Source organism: Novipirellula artificiosorum (genome assembly GCF_007860135.1).
Classification (GTDB): Bacteria; Planctomycetota; Planctomycetia; order Pirellulales; family Pirellulaceae; genus Novipirellula_A; species Novipirellula_A artificiosorum.
The window spans coordinates 398360-415038 of record NZ_SJPV01000006.1; the positions used below are offsets into that span (position 1 = coordinate 398360).

Here is a 16679-nt window from a genome sequence, read left to right on the forward strand (position 1 = left end):
GTCACGCTGTCAGGATGACCTGTGGGGGGCTACGTCAGAATCTGGCGGACGATCCGACTTTCCTCGACGCCCGTTAACTTTTGGTCGAGTCCCTGGAACGGATACGTGAACCGTTGGTGATCGATTCCCATCAAATGCAAGATGGTCGCGTTCAAATCCCGAATGTGAACCGGATCCTTGACAATATTGTAACTGAATTCATCCGTTTCTCCGTGAACGACGCCTCCCTTGACTCCGCCGCCCGCCAGCCAAACCGTGAAGCACTTGGGATGATGGTCGCGTCCATAGTCCGTTTTCGTCAATTTGCCCTGACAATAGACCGTTCGACCGAACTCACCTCCCCAAACCACCAGCGTATCATCAAGCATGCCTCGTTGTCGCAAATCGCTCAGCAAAGCGGACGATGGCTGATCCACATCACGACATTGGTTCGGCAAGTCCTTTGGCAGCGTTCCGTGCTGGTCCCATCCACGATGGAAGATTTGAGTGAATCGCACACCACGTTCCGCCATCCTCCGCGCCATCAAACAACAATTGGCAAACGTCCCTGGAACCGTCACGTCGGGACCATACATCTCGAGAATGTGTTTGGGTTCATCGCTGATATTCGTAAGTTCAGGGACACTCGTTTGCATTCGGAACGCCATCTCATATTGGGCAATACGAGCGTTGGTTTCGGGGTCGCCGAGACGTTCCGCTGTGGCTAGGTTCAACTCAGCCAAACTATCGAGCATCCGACGGCGGACCGAACGATCGATCCCGTCTGGATTTGACAGGTACAACACGGGATCGCCGGCGCTGCGAAGTGCGACGCCTTGATATTTGCTCGGCAAGAACCCGCTGCCCCACAATCGGTTGTAGAGCGCCTGTGCCTCTTTACGTCCCGTCCAGGAGGCGGTCATCACGATAAATGCGGGTAAGTTCTCGTTCTCGCTACCGAGCCCATAGTTCAACCATGCCCCCAAACTCGCCTTTCCCGGAAGCTGGTTCCCTGTGCAAATGTACGTGATCGCTGGATCATGATTGATCGCTTCGGTGTACATCGATTTGACCAAGGCGATCTCATCGACCTTCTTCGCCATGAACGGAACCAATTCACTGGCCATCGTTCCTGCTTCACCATGAGGCGAGAAGGAATAGATACTTGGCGCGATGGGAAACCGCGACTGTCCACTCGTCATGGTCGTCAATCGCTGGCCCATACGAATCGATTCGGGCAAATCCTTGTCGAACCAATCTTCCATGGCCGGTTTGTGGTCCCACATGTCCATCTGGCTGGGCGCCCCCGACATGAACAGATAGATCGCACGGTTTGCCTTGGGGGGGTGATGCGGCAATCCAGGCAATCCACGCACCGCAGATGCACCAACCGATTGATCCAACGATGCGAGCGCGGCGGCCCCCATGCCGGCCGACGTCCGCGAAAAAAAGGCACGGCGAGTCAATTGTTGACGAAGGGTTTGCAGAGAGTCAAATGGGAGAGTCATTGTATTCTTCGAATCAAGTTACTTGTTCACGACTTCGTCGAGGTTCAAGAGGGTGCTGCATAGAAGGGTCCATGCTGCGGAATCGGCTGAAGAGTCGCCGGTCAATTTCGCGGCCTGTTCGGGATGCTGTGTATAGTGAACGGTCAAATCATGAAGGAGCCCCACGAGCTCTTCAAGTTCCTTTGACTGTGGCGGGCGAACCGTAACGGTTTCGAATACCCAAGCCACTTGGTCCTGGGGTGTCTTCAAGTGCTCTTGCTCGAACACACGACCCGCCAGGGCTCGTGCCGCTTCAAGGTATTGCGTTTCGTTCATCAACAGCAGTGCTTGCAGCGGCGTGTTGGTTCGTTCACGCCGAGCAGCACACGACTCACGACTCGGAGCATCAAACGTGGTCATCTGGGGGGGCGGACTCGTGCGTTTCCAAAAAATGTAGACGCTACGTCGGTACACCTTGTCACCGCTGTCGGCCGAGAACGTTGCGGTATCGCTGCGTGTGTAACCCACCGCTTGCCAGAGCCCCGACGGTTGGGGTGGCTTGACACTCGGGCCACCGATGTCGTCGACAAGCAATCCCGAAATCGCCAACGCTTGATCTCGTAGCATCTCGGCATCGAGTCGAAAGCGAGGACCTCGCGCGAGAAAGCGGTTTTCCGGGTCGAGTTCCTGCGCCCGCGGATGAATCCTTGCCGACCTGCGGTAGGGCGCACTCATCACAATCGCTTTGGTCAGGCGTTTCAGATCCCAACCGTTTTCGCGAAAATCAACGGCCAACCAATCCAGCAATTCGGGATGGCTTGGCGGTTGGCCTTGGCTTCCAAAGTCTTCACTCGTCTTGACCAATCCGATACCAAAAAATTGTTGCCAGACTCGATTCGCTGCCACTCGCGATGTGAGCGGATGGGAATCGGACGTCAACCATTTGGCTAAGCCCAGTCGATTGTTTGGCAACGCGTCGTCCATGGGGGGAAGGAAACCGGGAGTCCGTCGCTCGACCGCTTCGCCAGGAGAATCGTATTGACCGCGAAGCAAGAGGTGTGCTTGTCGTGGTTTTTTGAGTTCCTTCCAAATCAACGTGGTCGCAATCGAACTGCGAATCTGCTCGATTCGTTTCAGTAATCCCGATTCGAGCTTTCCGAGCAACAACCAATCGGGATGTGTGCAAACAACGCTTCGGAAATACTTGCGAAGTGAGATCGTTTCTGCGTCGCTTCGGTCGGACGGGGGGATCCCCGCGAGTTGAGCGAGTTGTGGTCCTGTGTCGATTGCCGGAGAGCGGAAAGCAAAACAAAACATCGAAGGTTCCGCATGATTGACGACTTTGACGTACAAACGATTCTCACCTTTTTTGAGATTCAATTCGTATTCCTCCGACAGCGGTCGGATCGTTTTGGGACCTTGACGTCTTGCGACCTCTTTGTCGTTCAGATAAACGACGTGACCGTCGCTGGTGTCGATCAACAGAGTTACGTTTTGATCGGATGGGGCTGTTAACGGTTGATGGAGTACCATCACGCTCGCTCGGTCACTTACGGTGCCAAGCCGATGAACCGCCACGGTCGGTAAATCCTCACGGTGCTGCCACCCATAGTCCTGATCTTCAAATCGAAAGCTCTCGCTCGGATCGAACTTGGACTGCTCGGATGCGAAGGATTGGTCATACGCGAGATCGGTGTTGGCAACGGGAAAAGGTCCGACGCTGTGCATCGATCCCAAGACAATCCGTTGCGACTCGGGGACCGACGGCATGGTCGTTGCCAACGATAAACGGATCTTGCGAAATTGGTGTTTGGCATAAACCGACTGATACTTGAGTCGGATACGCAGTCTGGCATCCGGCGACTCCGTCAGCAGGGGGGCAAGGACAAACCAAGCGTTGCGCGGCCCGCTCGGCCCATGCCCGTGGACGGCCCAACCCTCTTGAGCCTTCACTTTTCCATCAATCGCATACTTCACGGCAAAGGAACCGTCCGATTGCTCAACATCCGCAACGGCATGTACGACCGGGACTTCCATCCAGCCCTCTTCCGCGTCGCTCTCATTCCACTCGACCACGATTTCCGAAAGGACGACGTTGCCATTGGATGACAGCCCCACTCGATCGTTTGGTTCCTCGACCAAGGCTTCAAGATGGAGGGTTTTCCAAGCCGAGTTTGCTGGTAGCTGCGCGATCAGGGTCGTCGTGTCTTTCGCAGCAGCCTCTCCGACCACCTCAACGGTTCCATCCTCGTGCGTCTTCATTTCCACACCGGCTTCGGACACCACGCTTGTCGGATGCAGGACAACCGAATTCTCCGCAGTTTGATCCGACAGCGAACGCTCCCAATCTCGCTGGGAAGCATCAACGGTTTCGATGGGACCTGCCATTTCGGTTCGCAAGGCGACGAGTTCCTTCTCGCACTCCGCAATCTCATCCAATTGCTGCTGCGTTGGAACCGGCATTGACGGCGGATGATCCTTGATATTCGCATCCATCGCTTTGCCGTCGAGGCTATTGAAATAGGCGGATAAGGAGTAGTAGTCTCGCATGGTCAACGGATCAAACTTATGGTCATGACAAACACTGCAACCCGTCGTCATCCCTAGAAAGATGGTTCCAAACGCGTCGGTTCGGTCGATCACGTTGCGTGCAAACACTTCGTCATAGATGGAGCCGCCTTCATTGGTGGTAACATTCAGCCGATTGAAACCGCTGGCGATCCGCTGAGCCTCGCTCGCATCGGGAAACAGATCCCCAGCCAATTGTTCGGTGAAAAACTGGTCGATGGGCATGTTCGCGTTCATCGCGTCAATGACCCAATCGCGATAAGGCCACATCTCGCGATAGTTGTCCAAATGCAACCCGTGCGTGTCACCATAGCGAACCAAGTCCAACCAGTACCTCCCCATGTGCTGGCCATAGTGCCGCGAGGCAAGTAGCGAATCAACCAGCCGCTCATACGCATCGTGGGACGCATCCGAAAGAAACGTATCCACTTGTTCGCGATTCGGCGGCAAGCCGGTAAGATCCAAACAGACTCGGCGGAGAAGCGACCGGTCGTCCGCAGCAGGATTGGCGACAAGTCCCATCTCCTCAATCGCTTGCTGGACAAAATGGTTGATCGCATCGGTTGGCGAATCGATCGGTACCGACGCAGGTGTTTGCTTCGTCGGCGCGACAAAGGCCCAGTGTTCCTGGTAAGCAGCACCGGCTGCGATCCACTGTCGAATCGCTTCGATTTGGTCAGCCGTTAACGGTTTGCCAAAATCGGCGGGTGGCATCAGCACGTCTTCGTCATCGCTGGTGATCCGAGCAAACATTTCGCTCGAATCGGCATCGCCGGAAACGACCATTGCCGCAACGTCGTCGGGCGAATCAAGCCGCAAGTCGGCCATCCGCTCTTCTTCGTCGGGACCGTGACACGCGAAGCAGTGGGCCGACAGGATCGGCCGAATATCGTGACTGAAACTGGGCGTTGCAGACATCGCCTCGCTCGAGATTGCCGAAACGAGCAGCAAACAGGTGATCCATCGGAAAACAGTCATGGCAGGACACAGGATGGCGGGTGAGGGGAAGGAGGCCCGTATTTGGGGGGATCCCGTATTTTGGGGGATAAGGTCCGTTTGTGAAATCCATTATAGCGTGGCGGCACAGCACGCTTGGACGGCAATGAGCGGTATTCGCACAGTTGACTGTACTCGATGCAATCCTTCGCGAACCCAGCAGAATCGCTGCCCAGCCCAAAAAGGGGAAAACGGGCGATGTTTTGAGGAAATTCCTGATAATCAACGCCCCGATTGATCTTGGCACGACCATTGCAGGTACTGTGCGGTGGCATGGCAATCCTTGCAAAACGGAGGGTAGGAGATGTTGGTTCTTAGTCGCAAGCAGGGCGAGTCGATCCATATTGGCGACGAGGTCGTGATTGTCGTCACCAAGATCGGTCGGAACCGCGTTCAAATCGGCATCGATGCTCCGCGAGAGACGGAGATTCGGCGGTCGGAGTTAGAGGGGGCAGCGAAGCAACCGGCTGGCCACTCGACGCTTCGAGCGGAATCCGCCTCGCGCCCGGCGTCGCCGGGGTGCCGGACACGCGCGGTTCGGAGGGAGTCGCCGGTCGCTCAGGACGGCCCAAGGGCGACGGTTGCTATGTCAAGATGTTCCACCACTTTTCAATCCGGGTAGCCCAAATCATGTTAGCCGAGTCCACAATCGCTGCGATCTCGTCGGTATCGTCGCAGCGACAGGCTTTGGTGCGTGCCGCGTTGTCGCGAACTTCGCACCAGGAGCTGTCGCAGATTGATGCCTCGATCGTCGGTGACGACGTTCTATTGCGGGGGCAGCTGTCAAGTTTCTATCTGAAGCAGGTCGCCCAAGAAGTTGTCCGCCAAACGGGTGTGGCAAAGAGGGTCCGTAATCAAATCGTGGTGCATCCGCGTTGAGGATGCACACAATTGGTTGTCACGAAATTCGATCGAGGTAAACTGGTGGCGAACTAACCGGTAAGCTCTGGCGTGAGTCGTTGCGCCAGCGTGCCGCGTTTCCCTCCTGCACTCGCGACATCGTTGTGAGCAGCAAGCCCTCCCACCTGTCGTGAGATCGTCACGGCTTCAAACCCTGCCAACATCATGACCGTGTCTTTCCTCTGCCGCTGCGCGGCTGTCTGTCTCTGCGTTGCTTTGAACTTCCCGTTGGTGACCTCGTGCCTCGCCGACCGCCCCCTACTGCGGATCGACTCTGCGTTGGATCCTTCCGTGCTGAAACCGCATGCGGTTGAGTTATCGGTCGAGCACCAACCCGACGGTTCGGTACTTCGGATGAGCGCAGGCCATGACTACCGGTGGCCTGGCATCACGATCACGTTGGAGGGAGACAACCGTAACTTGTCCAAGTACGGATTCGTGGCCGTCGATGTCCATAATGTTGGCCCCAAGAGTGTCGGTTTCGCGGTCAGAGTGGACAGTCTTGATGCCGACTTGGAATCCGATTCGCTGACGGAAAACCAAACGCTTGCCGCCGGAGAGACGCGAACGGTTCGTGCGGCGTTGAGACGCAAGATGCCCGATCATCTCAAGGGTCGGCTGATGGGGATGCGATCCAACCCCGAGGGGTTCAGTGAGGATCAAGGACTGGACACCGACGCGATCGACAAGATCTTGTTGTTTGTCACCAAGAAGGATCATGAGCAAACGGTTGAGATCTCAAGCGTTCGTGCCGAGGGTGATTCCAAGGTTGCCACGATTTGGCTGGATTCCAACGCAGATCCCTTTCCGATGATTGATCTTTTTGGCCAGTATGCTCACGCCGATTGGCCTGGCAAAACGCATTCGCTTGCAGAGCTCAAGCAGAACCTGATTCTTGAAGAGCAAGACATCGATGCAAACCCGTCTCCTGAACATTGGGACCTTTATGGCGGCTATGTCGCGGGTCCGGAGCTCAAGGCAACGGGGCATTTCCGCGTGCAGAAGTACGAGGGGAAGTGGTGGTTGGTTGATCCCGAGGGTCGCTTGTTCTGGTCCAATGGCATCGATTGCGTCGACACCAATTCCGCCCAAACGCCGATTACCGATCGAGAGTTCTACTTCTCGGATCTACCTCAGAGGGACTCACCCATGGGGGGGCTTTACGGTCGTGGAAACTGGGCACCGCATGGGTACTACAAAGACCGTGGCCGTTACGAGACATTTAACTTCACCGCAGCGAATTTGGTTCGCAAATACGGTGAAGACTGGCGAACCCTTTCGCGCGACTTGGCTCACCGTCGGCTTCGAAGTTGGGGACTCAACACCATTGCAAACTGGTCCGACGAGAACGTCTATCGAATGGAACGGACGCCTTACGTCGTGACATGCAATTCGGCGGGCCGGCGCATCGAAGGCAGCAGCGGGTACTGGGGAAAGTTCCCCGATCCCTTTGACTCCGAATTTGCAGAGTCGGTTCGGCGCAGCATGGAGTATTACCGCAACGCAGCAAACTCACCTTGGTGTATCGGCGTGTTTGTCGACAATGAATTGGCGTGGGGCGACGAATTGTCGCTTGCGAAAGCGGCCCTGCAATCTCCGTCGGACCAACCGGCCAAGCAAGCGTTTGTTGACGCATTGAAGTTAAAGTACGCTCGCATCGAAAACCTCAACGAAACCTGGGGAACCCCGTTTGCATCGTGGGCCGCGTTGTTGGAAGAACCGCTGAACGAACAGACGATGCCCGACGACGCGAAGGCGGGCGACGACTTGCGAGCGTTCTATTCGCAGATTGGAGAACAGTATTTTCGTGTTTGTCGACAAGCGGTCAAATCTGCTGCGCCGAACACCCTCTACCTTGGCTGTCGGTTCGCATGGGTCAACGATTTGGCGGTTCGGGCATCCGCCAAACATTGCGATGTGATCGGGTTCAATCGCTACGAGTATTCGGTTGCCGACTACCAATTGCCGGAGGGCGTGGATCGGCCAGCCATCATTGGTGAATTTCACTTTGGAGCACTCGACCGAGGGCTCTTTCACACGGGGCTGAAGCCGACGAAGAACCAACAAGCCAGAGCCGACGCTTACCGTGACTACCTTCGCGGTGCACTTCAGAACCCCATTTGGGTCGGAGCCCATTGGTTTCAGTATGGTGACCAAGCCGCTACGGGGCGCGGAGATGGTGAGAACTATCAGATTGGTTTTGTCGATGTTTGCGATACACCCTACCCGGAAACCATTCAAGCAGCGCGACAGATTGGCGACTCGATGTACCAACTACGCCTTGAGCCCGTTAAGATGAGTTCCCCGATCCCGGCGCCCTGACGCGAGTCTGTCCGGCGATCGACCCAAACGCTTGCGGTCTACTTTCCCTAACCATCCTTTTTCCCTCCCAGGCTGTTTTCAATGCAACGCACAATCACTGCGACACTGGTCGCGCTGACCCTTTCCTTACTCACCCACTCAGCTGAGGCTGAAACATTCGCTCCGACATGGGACTCGCTTTCGAAACATCAAGCGGCGCCCGAGTGGTTTCAGGACGCGAAGGTGGGAATCTACTTTCACTGGGGGGTCTACACCGTTCCGGCCTACCAATCGGAATGGTATCCCTTTTTTATGCACCGACCCGGCGATGTTTTCGACCATCACGTGAAGACCTACGGGCACCCGAGCAAGTTTGGCTATCACGATTTCGTCCCCCTGTTCACGGCCGAACATTTTGACCCCGAGGATTGGGCCGAATTGTTCCGACGAGCGGGGGCCAAATTTGCCGGCCCCGTTGCCGAGCATCATGATGGCTTTGCAATGTGGGACAGCGAAGCGACACCTTGGAATGCCAAAGATCGAGGCCCCAAGCGGGACGTCACCGGCGAATTGTTTCGTTCGCTTCGTACTCGCGACATGAAGACCATTGCAACGTTTCATCATGCTCGAAATTTGCAGCGTTACCCCGTTATGCCAGAACCCAAAGAGGGCGTAGATCGGCACTTTGGTTCGAAGAGCCATTATTTGAATGTGGAGGGCTACCCAACGTCATCCGAGGATCCTGAACTGCGGCGTTTGTATGGCAACATGCCAGAGGCCGAATGGCTTGACGAGATTTGGTTCGCAAAACTGAAAGAGGTGATCGACCAATACAATCCAGACATCATTTGGTTTGATAGCTGGTTGAACGAGATTCCGGAGCCCTATCGCCAAAAATTCGCGGCTTATTATTTGAACCATGCGGAGAAAGAAGGTCGCGAAGTCGTGATCGTTCGCAAACAGGATGACTTACCGCTCAGCTTCACGGTGAACGATCATGAAAAATCGCGCGAACCCAAAGCACTTCCTGAAACATGGATGACCGATGACACCATCAGCAAAGGGAGTTGGTGCTACACCAACAACCTCACCATCAAGGGAGCGCCGCAAGTGGTCCATTCGATGATCGATACGGTTTCGAAGAATGGGATCATGCTGCTGAACGTTTCCCCCAAATCGGACGGCTCGATTCCAGACGACCAACGAGCGGTCTTGGCGGAACTCGGAGACTGGCTCCGCGCCAATGGCGAGGCGATCTATGCGACGCGAATCTGGCAAACCTATGGCGAGGGACCAACGCAAGAACCGGAGGGTGGTTTTAAGAGTCACGCCAAGTTCACGAACCTGCAATACAGCGAAAAGGATGTACGCTACACCCAATCAAAGGATGGCAAAAACGTCTACGCAATGATCCTGGGGTGGCCTGGTGCGGGGAAAACCGTCACGCTGAAATCATTTGGCAAGTTGAATCCAGGTGCCAGCACAGAGGTCGACGTGGTTTCCCTCGTTGAGGGTGGCGACTCGCTGCAGTGGTCACGCGATGACGACGGTTTGCACGTGGTGATGCCGGCCGCCGCTCCCAACGAAATCGCGATTGCGATCAAAATCCAATAACCTTTTTACACGAAGCACTCCGGCAATGCCTCTTTCGCACGCGTTGCCTTGCCGCTTGGCCAAGCGGCAAGGTTCATCGATTGCGTAAAAAACAGACTGCGCACGTTGGAGTCGTAGGCTTTAGCCGATTCAGCAAGGATCCAGCACGCAATCGGCTAAAGCCTACCACTCCAACGAATCATCCGGGCTAGTGGGTCGTCGGCCCGAACCCAGCCATGGGTTACTGGCCTCGTGAAGACGAAATACGTTCGTGCCTTACGGTTGTGTCAACGAACACCTGTTGGCCTTCGTTGACCAGAAAGTATCGCTTCACAATCGTTCCGGTGGTCATCTCCCATTCGATGATCGCCTGTCCCCGTCGCTGTCGCACAAACAACTGGCGGTCATCACGACCCAGCCAAACGGAATCGGCGTTTGGGTTGATATCCTTCGGCATCGTTCCGACGACCGAAATTTGCTCGCCGGAGACCAAATCCCAGAGGATCGCGTCGTGCCCAGGAGTGACCGTCAACAGCGTATTTGGCTGCGTCCCGAAGATCGCCAGGGTCGTCGGCAACAGGGGGCCGTTGGCCGTGGACGCCAGCATCCAATGCAGGGGTTGCCCACTCTTCAAATCCCATAGGATCGCGCCATCATCGTGTACCGTTACGAATCGTTTTGGACCGTCCCAGTAGAGAGGCATTGGGTCGTTTGGGCCAAACTTGGCCGGCAGAGATGCGTTGACATAAGAACCAACGATTGATGCCGAATCAAAATCCCAGACGGCCAAACCGTTTCGGTACGTGGCGATAAAGCGACCGTCGTCGGGAACCATCCAAAGATCAATCGGCGGCTCACCCTCGGGCGAGAGAAGTTCGCAAAGTGTTTCGCCCGATTCCAAATCAAACAGCACTGCCGTTTTCAGATCGCCCGCGTGAGCGACGAAGCGGGAACCCGATAATGAGAAATCGAGCAAAACACGCTCGTCACCGAAGCGACGTTGCAGACGTCCGTTGGTGGTGCTGATCACCACGATGCCGTCGGGGCCTTTTGAATTGTAGCTGACTCGGCACACCAAAAATCGTCCATTGGCACTAAACAGCGCCTCCTGGGAGCCATTGTAAGCCCCCAGGTCAGCCAAGAGTTCCCCGCGTTCGGTGTTCCACAACGTTCGCCGATAGCCATACACGAACAGACTCTGACTGTCGGGACTGAATACCACGGTTGGCTGATGGATCCCTGCGTGGTTGAGCTCGCCAATTGGAACCGTTCTCTCCGTTTTCAAGTCAAGCAAAAATACGTGGTAGGGATACCCGATCACGAGGTAGCGATCATTCGGGCTGAGCGTCAGGAATTCAATGTCCCAATTGCCACGCTCCTCGGGACTGATTTCGACGGTTTTCATACGAGTTTGTGTCTTGGTATTCCAAACGACGATCATTTCATCCGCAGTGTTTTGCAGGTCACTGGCCGCGTACGCAACGATCCGTTTGGATCCGTCGTGGGTGACCGTGGATGCTGTGGCGCCGGGTAGATTTGCATACGCCAAGTCGCCCACCAAATCGGCCTTAACCGATTGAATGATTCGTTCCCTTGTTTTGGGCCACCGTTGGCGACCCAAACCATTGCGACGCCGGTTTCGAATATTCGAAACGGGGACCGGATAGTCTGCAATTCGAATTTCACCACTGCCGCTGGGACTGGGGATGAGATGCTTGTCGGTAGGGATGCCAATCGTCTTAATCTTCTTCCGCGTGTCTGCATCCCATAAAGTGGCATAACCCTCGAGATACCGCGATTGAATGTTGGAGCGAGCCAGGATCCGCTTGCCATCGGGCGAATACTCGACCGTGGTTTGGCCCACCTTTCGATCCCCCCTTTTTACATCAAGTTCCCAGTAAGCGAGGTCACCTTGAACGTTTGCCATGACAAAGCCACTGTCACCTCCGAACAGAACCCGACTGCCATCCGGATTCTTCGTGGGTGATGAACCGCTGGCCGTCTGGAGTAAAGAATCCTTCGGTCCCGTTGTAGAGGCCTACCGGATGAGCGAGTACGAGAGGGTTTCCGTCGGAACGCACGCTGCGCAGGAAAAGAAGGCTTTTCGCGTTGGTTTTGATGGTAAAATCATAGCGTTGTCTGCTGGCGTTGATCGTTTCGAGGACTTGGTTCAACGGCCTATCGCTGTAAGGCATTGGCATGCTGGAATCCCAAACGGTTGCACCCGATACAGCATCCCAAACGGAGAACTGGTCTTCGTGCTGCTCGTGCCGAATCACACAGACGAGCCGACCGTCACGGCTAAACTCGGCGTCGACGCGAGGTGTCCCTTTTAAGAACTGCAATCGGTGCAGCACTTTTCCAGTCGACGGTTCTTGCAACATGAGTTCCACACCGTTACGACCCGGAAGCCGTTGACCGATGAGAAGTTATGAACCATCGGGGCTCAGCTTAAGAACGTCATTCCTGTGCGATCCCCAGGGCCTGAGGTCACTCAACCTTCGTCTTTTGGATCCATCCCGCGCGTCCCACAAAAAAGCCTCGCCATCGACGGATTGCGTCAACACAAACCGCCCACTGAATCCGGTTATACTGGCGTTCCCGCATCGTCCTCGATTCAGAGAGGGATGCAACGACAACCGAACCACCCGCCGACACCACACCGTATCGCCGAACCGATAGAACCGAGGGGAATTGATGTACATACCAGGCAAGCTCATGTTGGCAATGCCGCGAGCATCCGTTTTTTTTCATTGGGCACTGTGGAGGGCACTGCGGAAATCGATGCCATGGGGGATCGTGGCAGGTTGTCTTTTGGGTGGTTTCGTGGTGACGGGAGTTGCGGCAGAGAAACCCAACATCGTCTTCATCCTTGCCGATGATCTCGGCTACGGCGAACTGGGCTGCTACGGACAACAGAAGATCAAGACCCCAAACGTCGATCGACTTGCCGCCGAGGGAATACGGTTTACACAGCACTACACGGGCGCCCCTGTCTGCGCACCGGCACGCTGTACGCTGATGACGGGGCAAAATCTTGCCCACGCTGAAATCCGCGGAAACAAGGATTCAGGCAATGGTCGTATGTTCCCAGGACAATGGCCGATCACGGATGAGATTGTCACGATCGCCGAATCGCTGCAGCAGGCCGATTACGCGACGGGCGCTTTTGGCAAATGGGGGCTCGGCCCCTCGAACACATCGGGTTCCCCGATCAAACAAGGTTTCGATCGCTATTTTGGTTACAATTGCCAACGCAATGCCCACAGCTATTTCCCCCTGTTTCTCGACTCCAATGAACGTGAGCAGCAAATCAATCGTGGAATCGTTTACGGACACCAACAGAAAACGGACGGAGAGGTCGTTGCCGACGACTATCGGCTCGAAAGCTACGCGCCCGATGTAATCCTCGCTGAGGCTTTAACGTTTATCGACAAGAATCGGCAGAAGCCCTTTTTTCTGTACCTTCCCTTTGTCGAACCCCATGTTTCGATGCAGCCGCCGCAGGAATGGATTGATCGCTATCCGAGTGAATGGGATGACGAAAAGGGGCCCTATCGTGGGCAGAACGGCTACCTACCTCACCCGCGACCCCGCGCGGCCTACGCCGCGATGATCTCCGATCTGGATCAGCACGTCGGGTCGGTTCTCGAGAAGCTTGAGGAACACGGATTGACCGACAACACCCTCGTCGTTTTCACTTCCGACAACGGGACGACCCATGGAAGTCGGGATCCTCGGTTTCATGTCGGTGGCGTCGACGCAGAGTTTTTCAACTCCACCGCTGGACTTCGAGGTTGGAAAGGGAGCGTCTATGAAGGTGGGATCCGCGTGCCCTGCGTCGTGAAGTGGCCGAACCATGTCACTCCGGGCTCCGTCACCGACGTTGCGTCGTACTTCCCCGACTGGTTTCCAACATTGTGCAACCTTGCCGGTGCTCCGCTGCCCCGTCAGCAACATTTAGACGGTATGGATCTTGCTCCCGTCCTTGTCGGTAAGGAGCCGCCAAAGCGTGAGGAACTGATGATCTGGGACTTCCACAACTACGGTGGACTTGTCGCGATCCGCGATGGCAAGTGGAAGGCCGTCCGTCGCAACCTGCTTAAGGACCCCACGCCTTGGGAACTCTACGATATCGGACAGGATCGGGAGGAGTCCCGTGACCTCGCAGCCGACCATCCGGAGGTCATCAAGCGACTTGAAACGGCATACGTCAAGACAAGAACCGTTGAGCCCGATTTCTCGGTCCCGTTCTACGACAAGCTAACGACACCGTCGAATGCAACGGATTGATCGAGTATTCCGTCGCACCTTGTTTTTCGGGTAGGTAGTAGTGGATCCCGATTCGAGCATCGACAGACAAACACGAAAATCGACAATCGGCGCGTTGACGGCGGGCTGCGAATCGCGGAGCTCATGGAAAGCGTGTTACCGGACTCAGCGTAGAACTCGGACCCAGCGCACAACCCGAAAAATCTTGCCTAGCAGCTTCGCACGCTCCGTACGTCGTTGTGACTCCTGAACGGCCTGGAACTTTTTTGAATCGAGGTCCTCGTTGTTGAAGCCACACGAAAGGCAATAGCCACTTCCTCGGGATAATGCTTGCCCACATCGATTGCATTTTGCATTTGAATCTTGGCTCATGGTCACCTTTCTCTACCGTGTCGTCCGCCTAGGTCGGTTTCCGACGGGTTGGGGTTTGGGTTGCAAACGAATGAAGCGTTCGCAGGGTCAGGTCCATTTCCTGCAATCAGGGGGCGCCATTTCTGCGGCAACCCGTTGCCCTTTTGTCGATGCAAGGATCTTAGACGGTCAGCCTCCGCATTTCCGCAGGTTTGTCGTGACTCGCGCCTCGGTTTTGCCTATCATAGGGCCCCGCCATCCATTCTCAAGAAAAGAGGCACGATGTTTCACCTCCGATTCGATTCTTTGCTGGTAGTAACCCTCCTCGTTTTAGCGCACGCTTTTACGGGTGCCACAGGTTCACGCGCCGCGGAGCCTGCCGTGCCGGTGTTTAAAGATGGAGAAGCTCAGGTTGTCAAAGCATTTGAAGACGCCGATTATTGGATTCGCCATGATTTGTGGGTGGAAACGGAGTTCGATTCCGATGGGGATGGCAAGCGGGATCGCATGCATGTCAGCGTGACCCGTCCTCGTCAAACCGAGAGTGAAGGGCTGAAGCTACCGGTGGTTTATGTTTCGAGCCCCTACTTTGCCGGGACGGGTTCGAAGGGGCTGCAGTATTTCTGGAATCCGAGGCACGAACTTGGGGCGACGCCACCAGAACGTGAGCACTTTCCGGCGATCGAACGAACCGGTCTGCGACCGATCATCTCGAAGTCACACGAGAAGGACTGGGTGCCACGCGGATACATCGTTGTGCACTCCTCCTCCCCCGGGACAGGGCTCTCGCAAGGCTGTCCGACCGTGGGTGGGGACAACGAATCGCTTGCCCCCAAAGCGGTCATCGATTGGCTCTGTGGTCGAGCCCACGGGTTCACGACGCCCGATGGAGATCAGGAAGTCGTCGCTGATTGGTGCACCGGAAAGGTCGGCATGACGGGGACCTCCTACAATGGAACGATCCCCTTGGCTGCAGCAACGACTGGAGTCGAAGGTTTGGAAGCAATCATTCCAGTCGCTCCCAATACATCGTACTATCACTACTATCGGTCGAACGGTTTGATCCGACATCCGTTTGGCTTCCTGGGCGAAGACATCGATTACCTTTACGACTATATCCATAGCGGCAATCCAGATCGCTGTGACTACTGCGATGACACCGTTCGCGACAAGGAGATGGCCGAGGGGTTCGATCGAGAGCATGGGGATTACAACGACTTTTGGGCGGGGCGTGATTATCTCAACGATTTGGAGCCCCTGACCGCAGCGGTCTTGATGGCTCACGCGTTCAACGACTGGAATGTCGTTCCCGAGCACAGCGTCCGCATCTATCAAGCTCTCAAGGCCAAGGGCGTTCCCACACAAGTCTTCTTTCACCAGGGCGGACACGGGGGACCGCCACCGATGAAGATGATGAATCGTTGGTTTACGCGCTATTTGCACGGCATCGAGAACGACGTCGAGAAGGATCCGAAAGCTTGGATTGTTCGCGAGGATGCGGAACAGACCAAGCCCACGCCCTACGACGACTACCCAAATCCCGCTGCGGAACCGGTACAGTTTTACCTGACTGCGGGCGCTCCCGAGCAAGGGCGTCTGACGACCGCCGCGACGGCCAACCAGGGAACCGAATCGCTGGTCGATAACTTTTCGTTCAGTGGCGCGTCACTGGCTCAGGCGGAATGGACCGACCATCGATTGATCTACGTGACGCCACCGTTGACCAAGCCGGTTCACCTGTCAGGGACGCCTTCGATCTCGATCAAGCTCGCCAGCAACAAGGCGGCCGCTAACTTGTCGGTTTGGCTCGTCTCGTTGCCGTGGACCGACACCAAGAAAACGAAGATCACCGACAATGTGATCACGCGAGGTTGGGCTGACCCGCAGAACTATCGTTCACTCACGGAAAGTGAACCACTTGTGCCTGGACAGTTCTATGAGATGGCCTTTGACCTTCAACCCGACGATCAAGTCCTCCCCGCAGGACAACAAATTGGCCTCATGATTTTTTCGAGTGATCGAGACTTCACGCTACGGCCAACACCGGGAACGGAACTTACCGTCGACCTCGACGCAACCTCCCTCTCGCTGCCAATCGTGGGTGGCCAGCAGGCGTTCGCATCCGCGCTGTTAAAAGAAGAGTAGTGGTTGGTTTTTCCGATCAGGCAAAGGTGCGTGCGTGCATCCCAAAGAATAGGCTCCCTATGTACCGACCCGCAACGCGATTTGAGG

11 protein-coding genes are annotated in these 16679 nt (G+C 55.7%); 6 read left to right on the forward strand and 5 right to left on the reverse strand.

Features of this window, described 5'->3' with window-relative positions:
* Positions 1–29: 29 nt before the first annotated feature.
* Both Poly41_RS18415 and Poly41_RS18420 read right to left on the reverse strand, forming a co-directional pair.
* Positions 30–1487 (reverse strand): DUF1501 domain-containing protein, encoded by a 1458-nt coding sequence (locus Poly41_RS18415; protein ID WP_146528174.1) that lies wholly within the window; start codon positions 1485–1487, stop codon positions 30–32.
* Between the two features lie 18 nt (positions 1488–1505).
* Positions 1506–5012: a PSD1 and planctomycete cytochrome C domain-containing protein gene (locus Poly41_RS18420; RefSeq protein WP_146528175.1), complete on the reverse strand. Its 3507-nt coding sequence runs from the start codon at positions 5010–5012 to the stop codon at positions 1506–1508.
* A gap of 322 nt (positions 5013–5334) precedes the next feature.
* On the opposite strand from Poly41_RS18420, the gene Poly41_RS18425 reads away from it, so the two are divergent.
* Positions 5335–5652 carry a carbon storage regulator gene (locus Poly41_RS18425; RefSeq protein ID WP_146528176.1) on the forward strand — a complete coding sequence of 106 codons (318 nt, stop codon included), beginning with the start codon at positions 5335–5337 and terminating at the stop codon, positions 5650–5652.
* Positions 5653–5660: 8 nt separating this feature from the next.
* On the forward strand, positions 5661–5909 hold the full coding sequence (locus tag Poly41_RS18430) for a BON domain-containing protein (protein WP_197231423.1): 249 nt from the start codon (positions 5661–5663) through the stop codon (positions 5907–5909).
* 53 nt (positions 5910–5962) lie between these two features.
* Here the strand turns inward: Poly41_RS18430 and Poly41_RS35430 are convergent, their stop codons facing one another.
* Positions 5963–6097, reverse strand: a complete 135-nt coding sequence (locus Poly41_RS35430) for a hypothetical protein (RefSeq protein WP_261344903.1) — start codon at positions 6095–6097, stop codon at positions 5963–5965.
* Here Poly41_RS35430 and Poly41_RS18435 point away from each other — a divergent pair.
* On the forward strand, positions 6096–8252 hold the full coding sequence (locus Poly41_RS18435) for a beta-galactosidase (RefSeq protein ID WP_146528178.1): 2157 nt from the start codon (positions 6096–6098) through the stop codon (positions 8250–8252). The two genes, Poly41_RS35430 and Poly41_RS18435, sit on opposite strands and share 2 nt — an antisense overlap.
* An 81-nt stretch (positions 8253–8333) precedes the next feature.
* A complete protein-coding gene (locus Poly41_RS18440) occupies positions 8334–9845 on the forward strand; it encodes an alpha-L-fucosidase (RefSeq protein WP_146528179.1) in 1512 nt (503 codons plus the stop codon).
* A 220-nt stretch (positions 9846–10065) separates the two neighbouring features.
* On the opposite strand, the gene Poly41_RS18445 is transcribed toward Poly41_RS18440, so the two are convergent.
* Both Poly41_RS18445 and Poly41_RS18450 read right to left on the reverse strand, forming a co-directional pair.
* Positions 10066–11751, reverse strand: a complete 1686-nt coding sequence (locus Poly41_RS18445; protein ID WP_146528180.1) for a WD40 repeat domain-containing protein — start codon at positions 11749–11751, stop codon at positions 10066–10068.
* Between the two features lie 13 nt (positions 11752–11764).
* Positions 11765–12208 carry a hypothetical protein gene (locus tag Poly41_RS18450; RefSeq protein ID WP_146528181.1) on the reverse strand — a complete coding sequence of 148 codons (444 nt, stop codon included), beginning with the start codon at positions 12206–12208 and terminating at the stop codon, positions 11765–11767.
* Positions 12209–12542: 334 nt separating this feature from the next.
* On the opposite strand from Poly41_RS18450, the gene Poly41_RS18455 reads away from it, so the two are divergent.
* The gene (locus tag Poly41_RS18455) at positions 12543–14117 is read left to right on the forward strand and encodes an arylsulfatase (RefSeq protein ID WP_231615764.1); all 1575 of its coding nucleotides are present in this window, start codon (positions 12543–12545) and stop codon (positions 14115–14117) included.
* Between the two features lie 612 nt (positions 14118–14729).
* Positions 14730–16592: a Xaa-Pro dipeptidyl-peptidase gene (locus Poly41_RS18460; RefSeq protein ID WP_146528182.1), complete on the forward strand. Its 1863-nt coding sequence runs from the start codon at positions 14730–14732 to the stop codon at positions 16590–16592.
* The last annotated feature ends 87 nt before the right edge of the window (positions 16593–16679 follow it).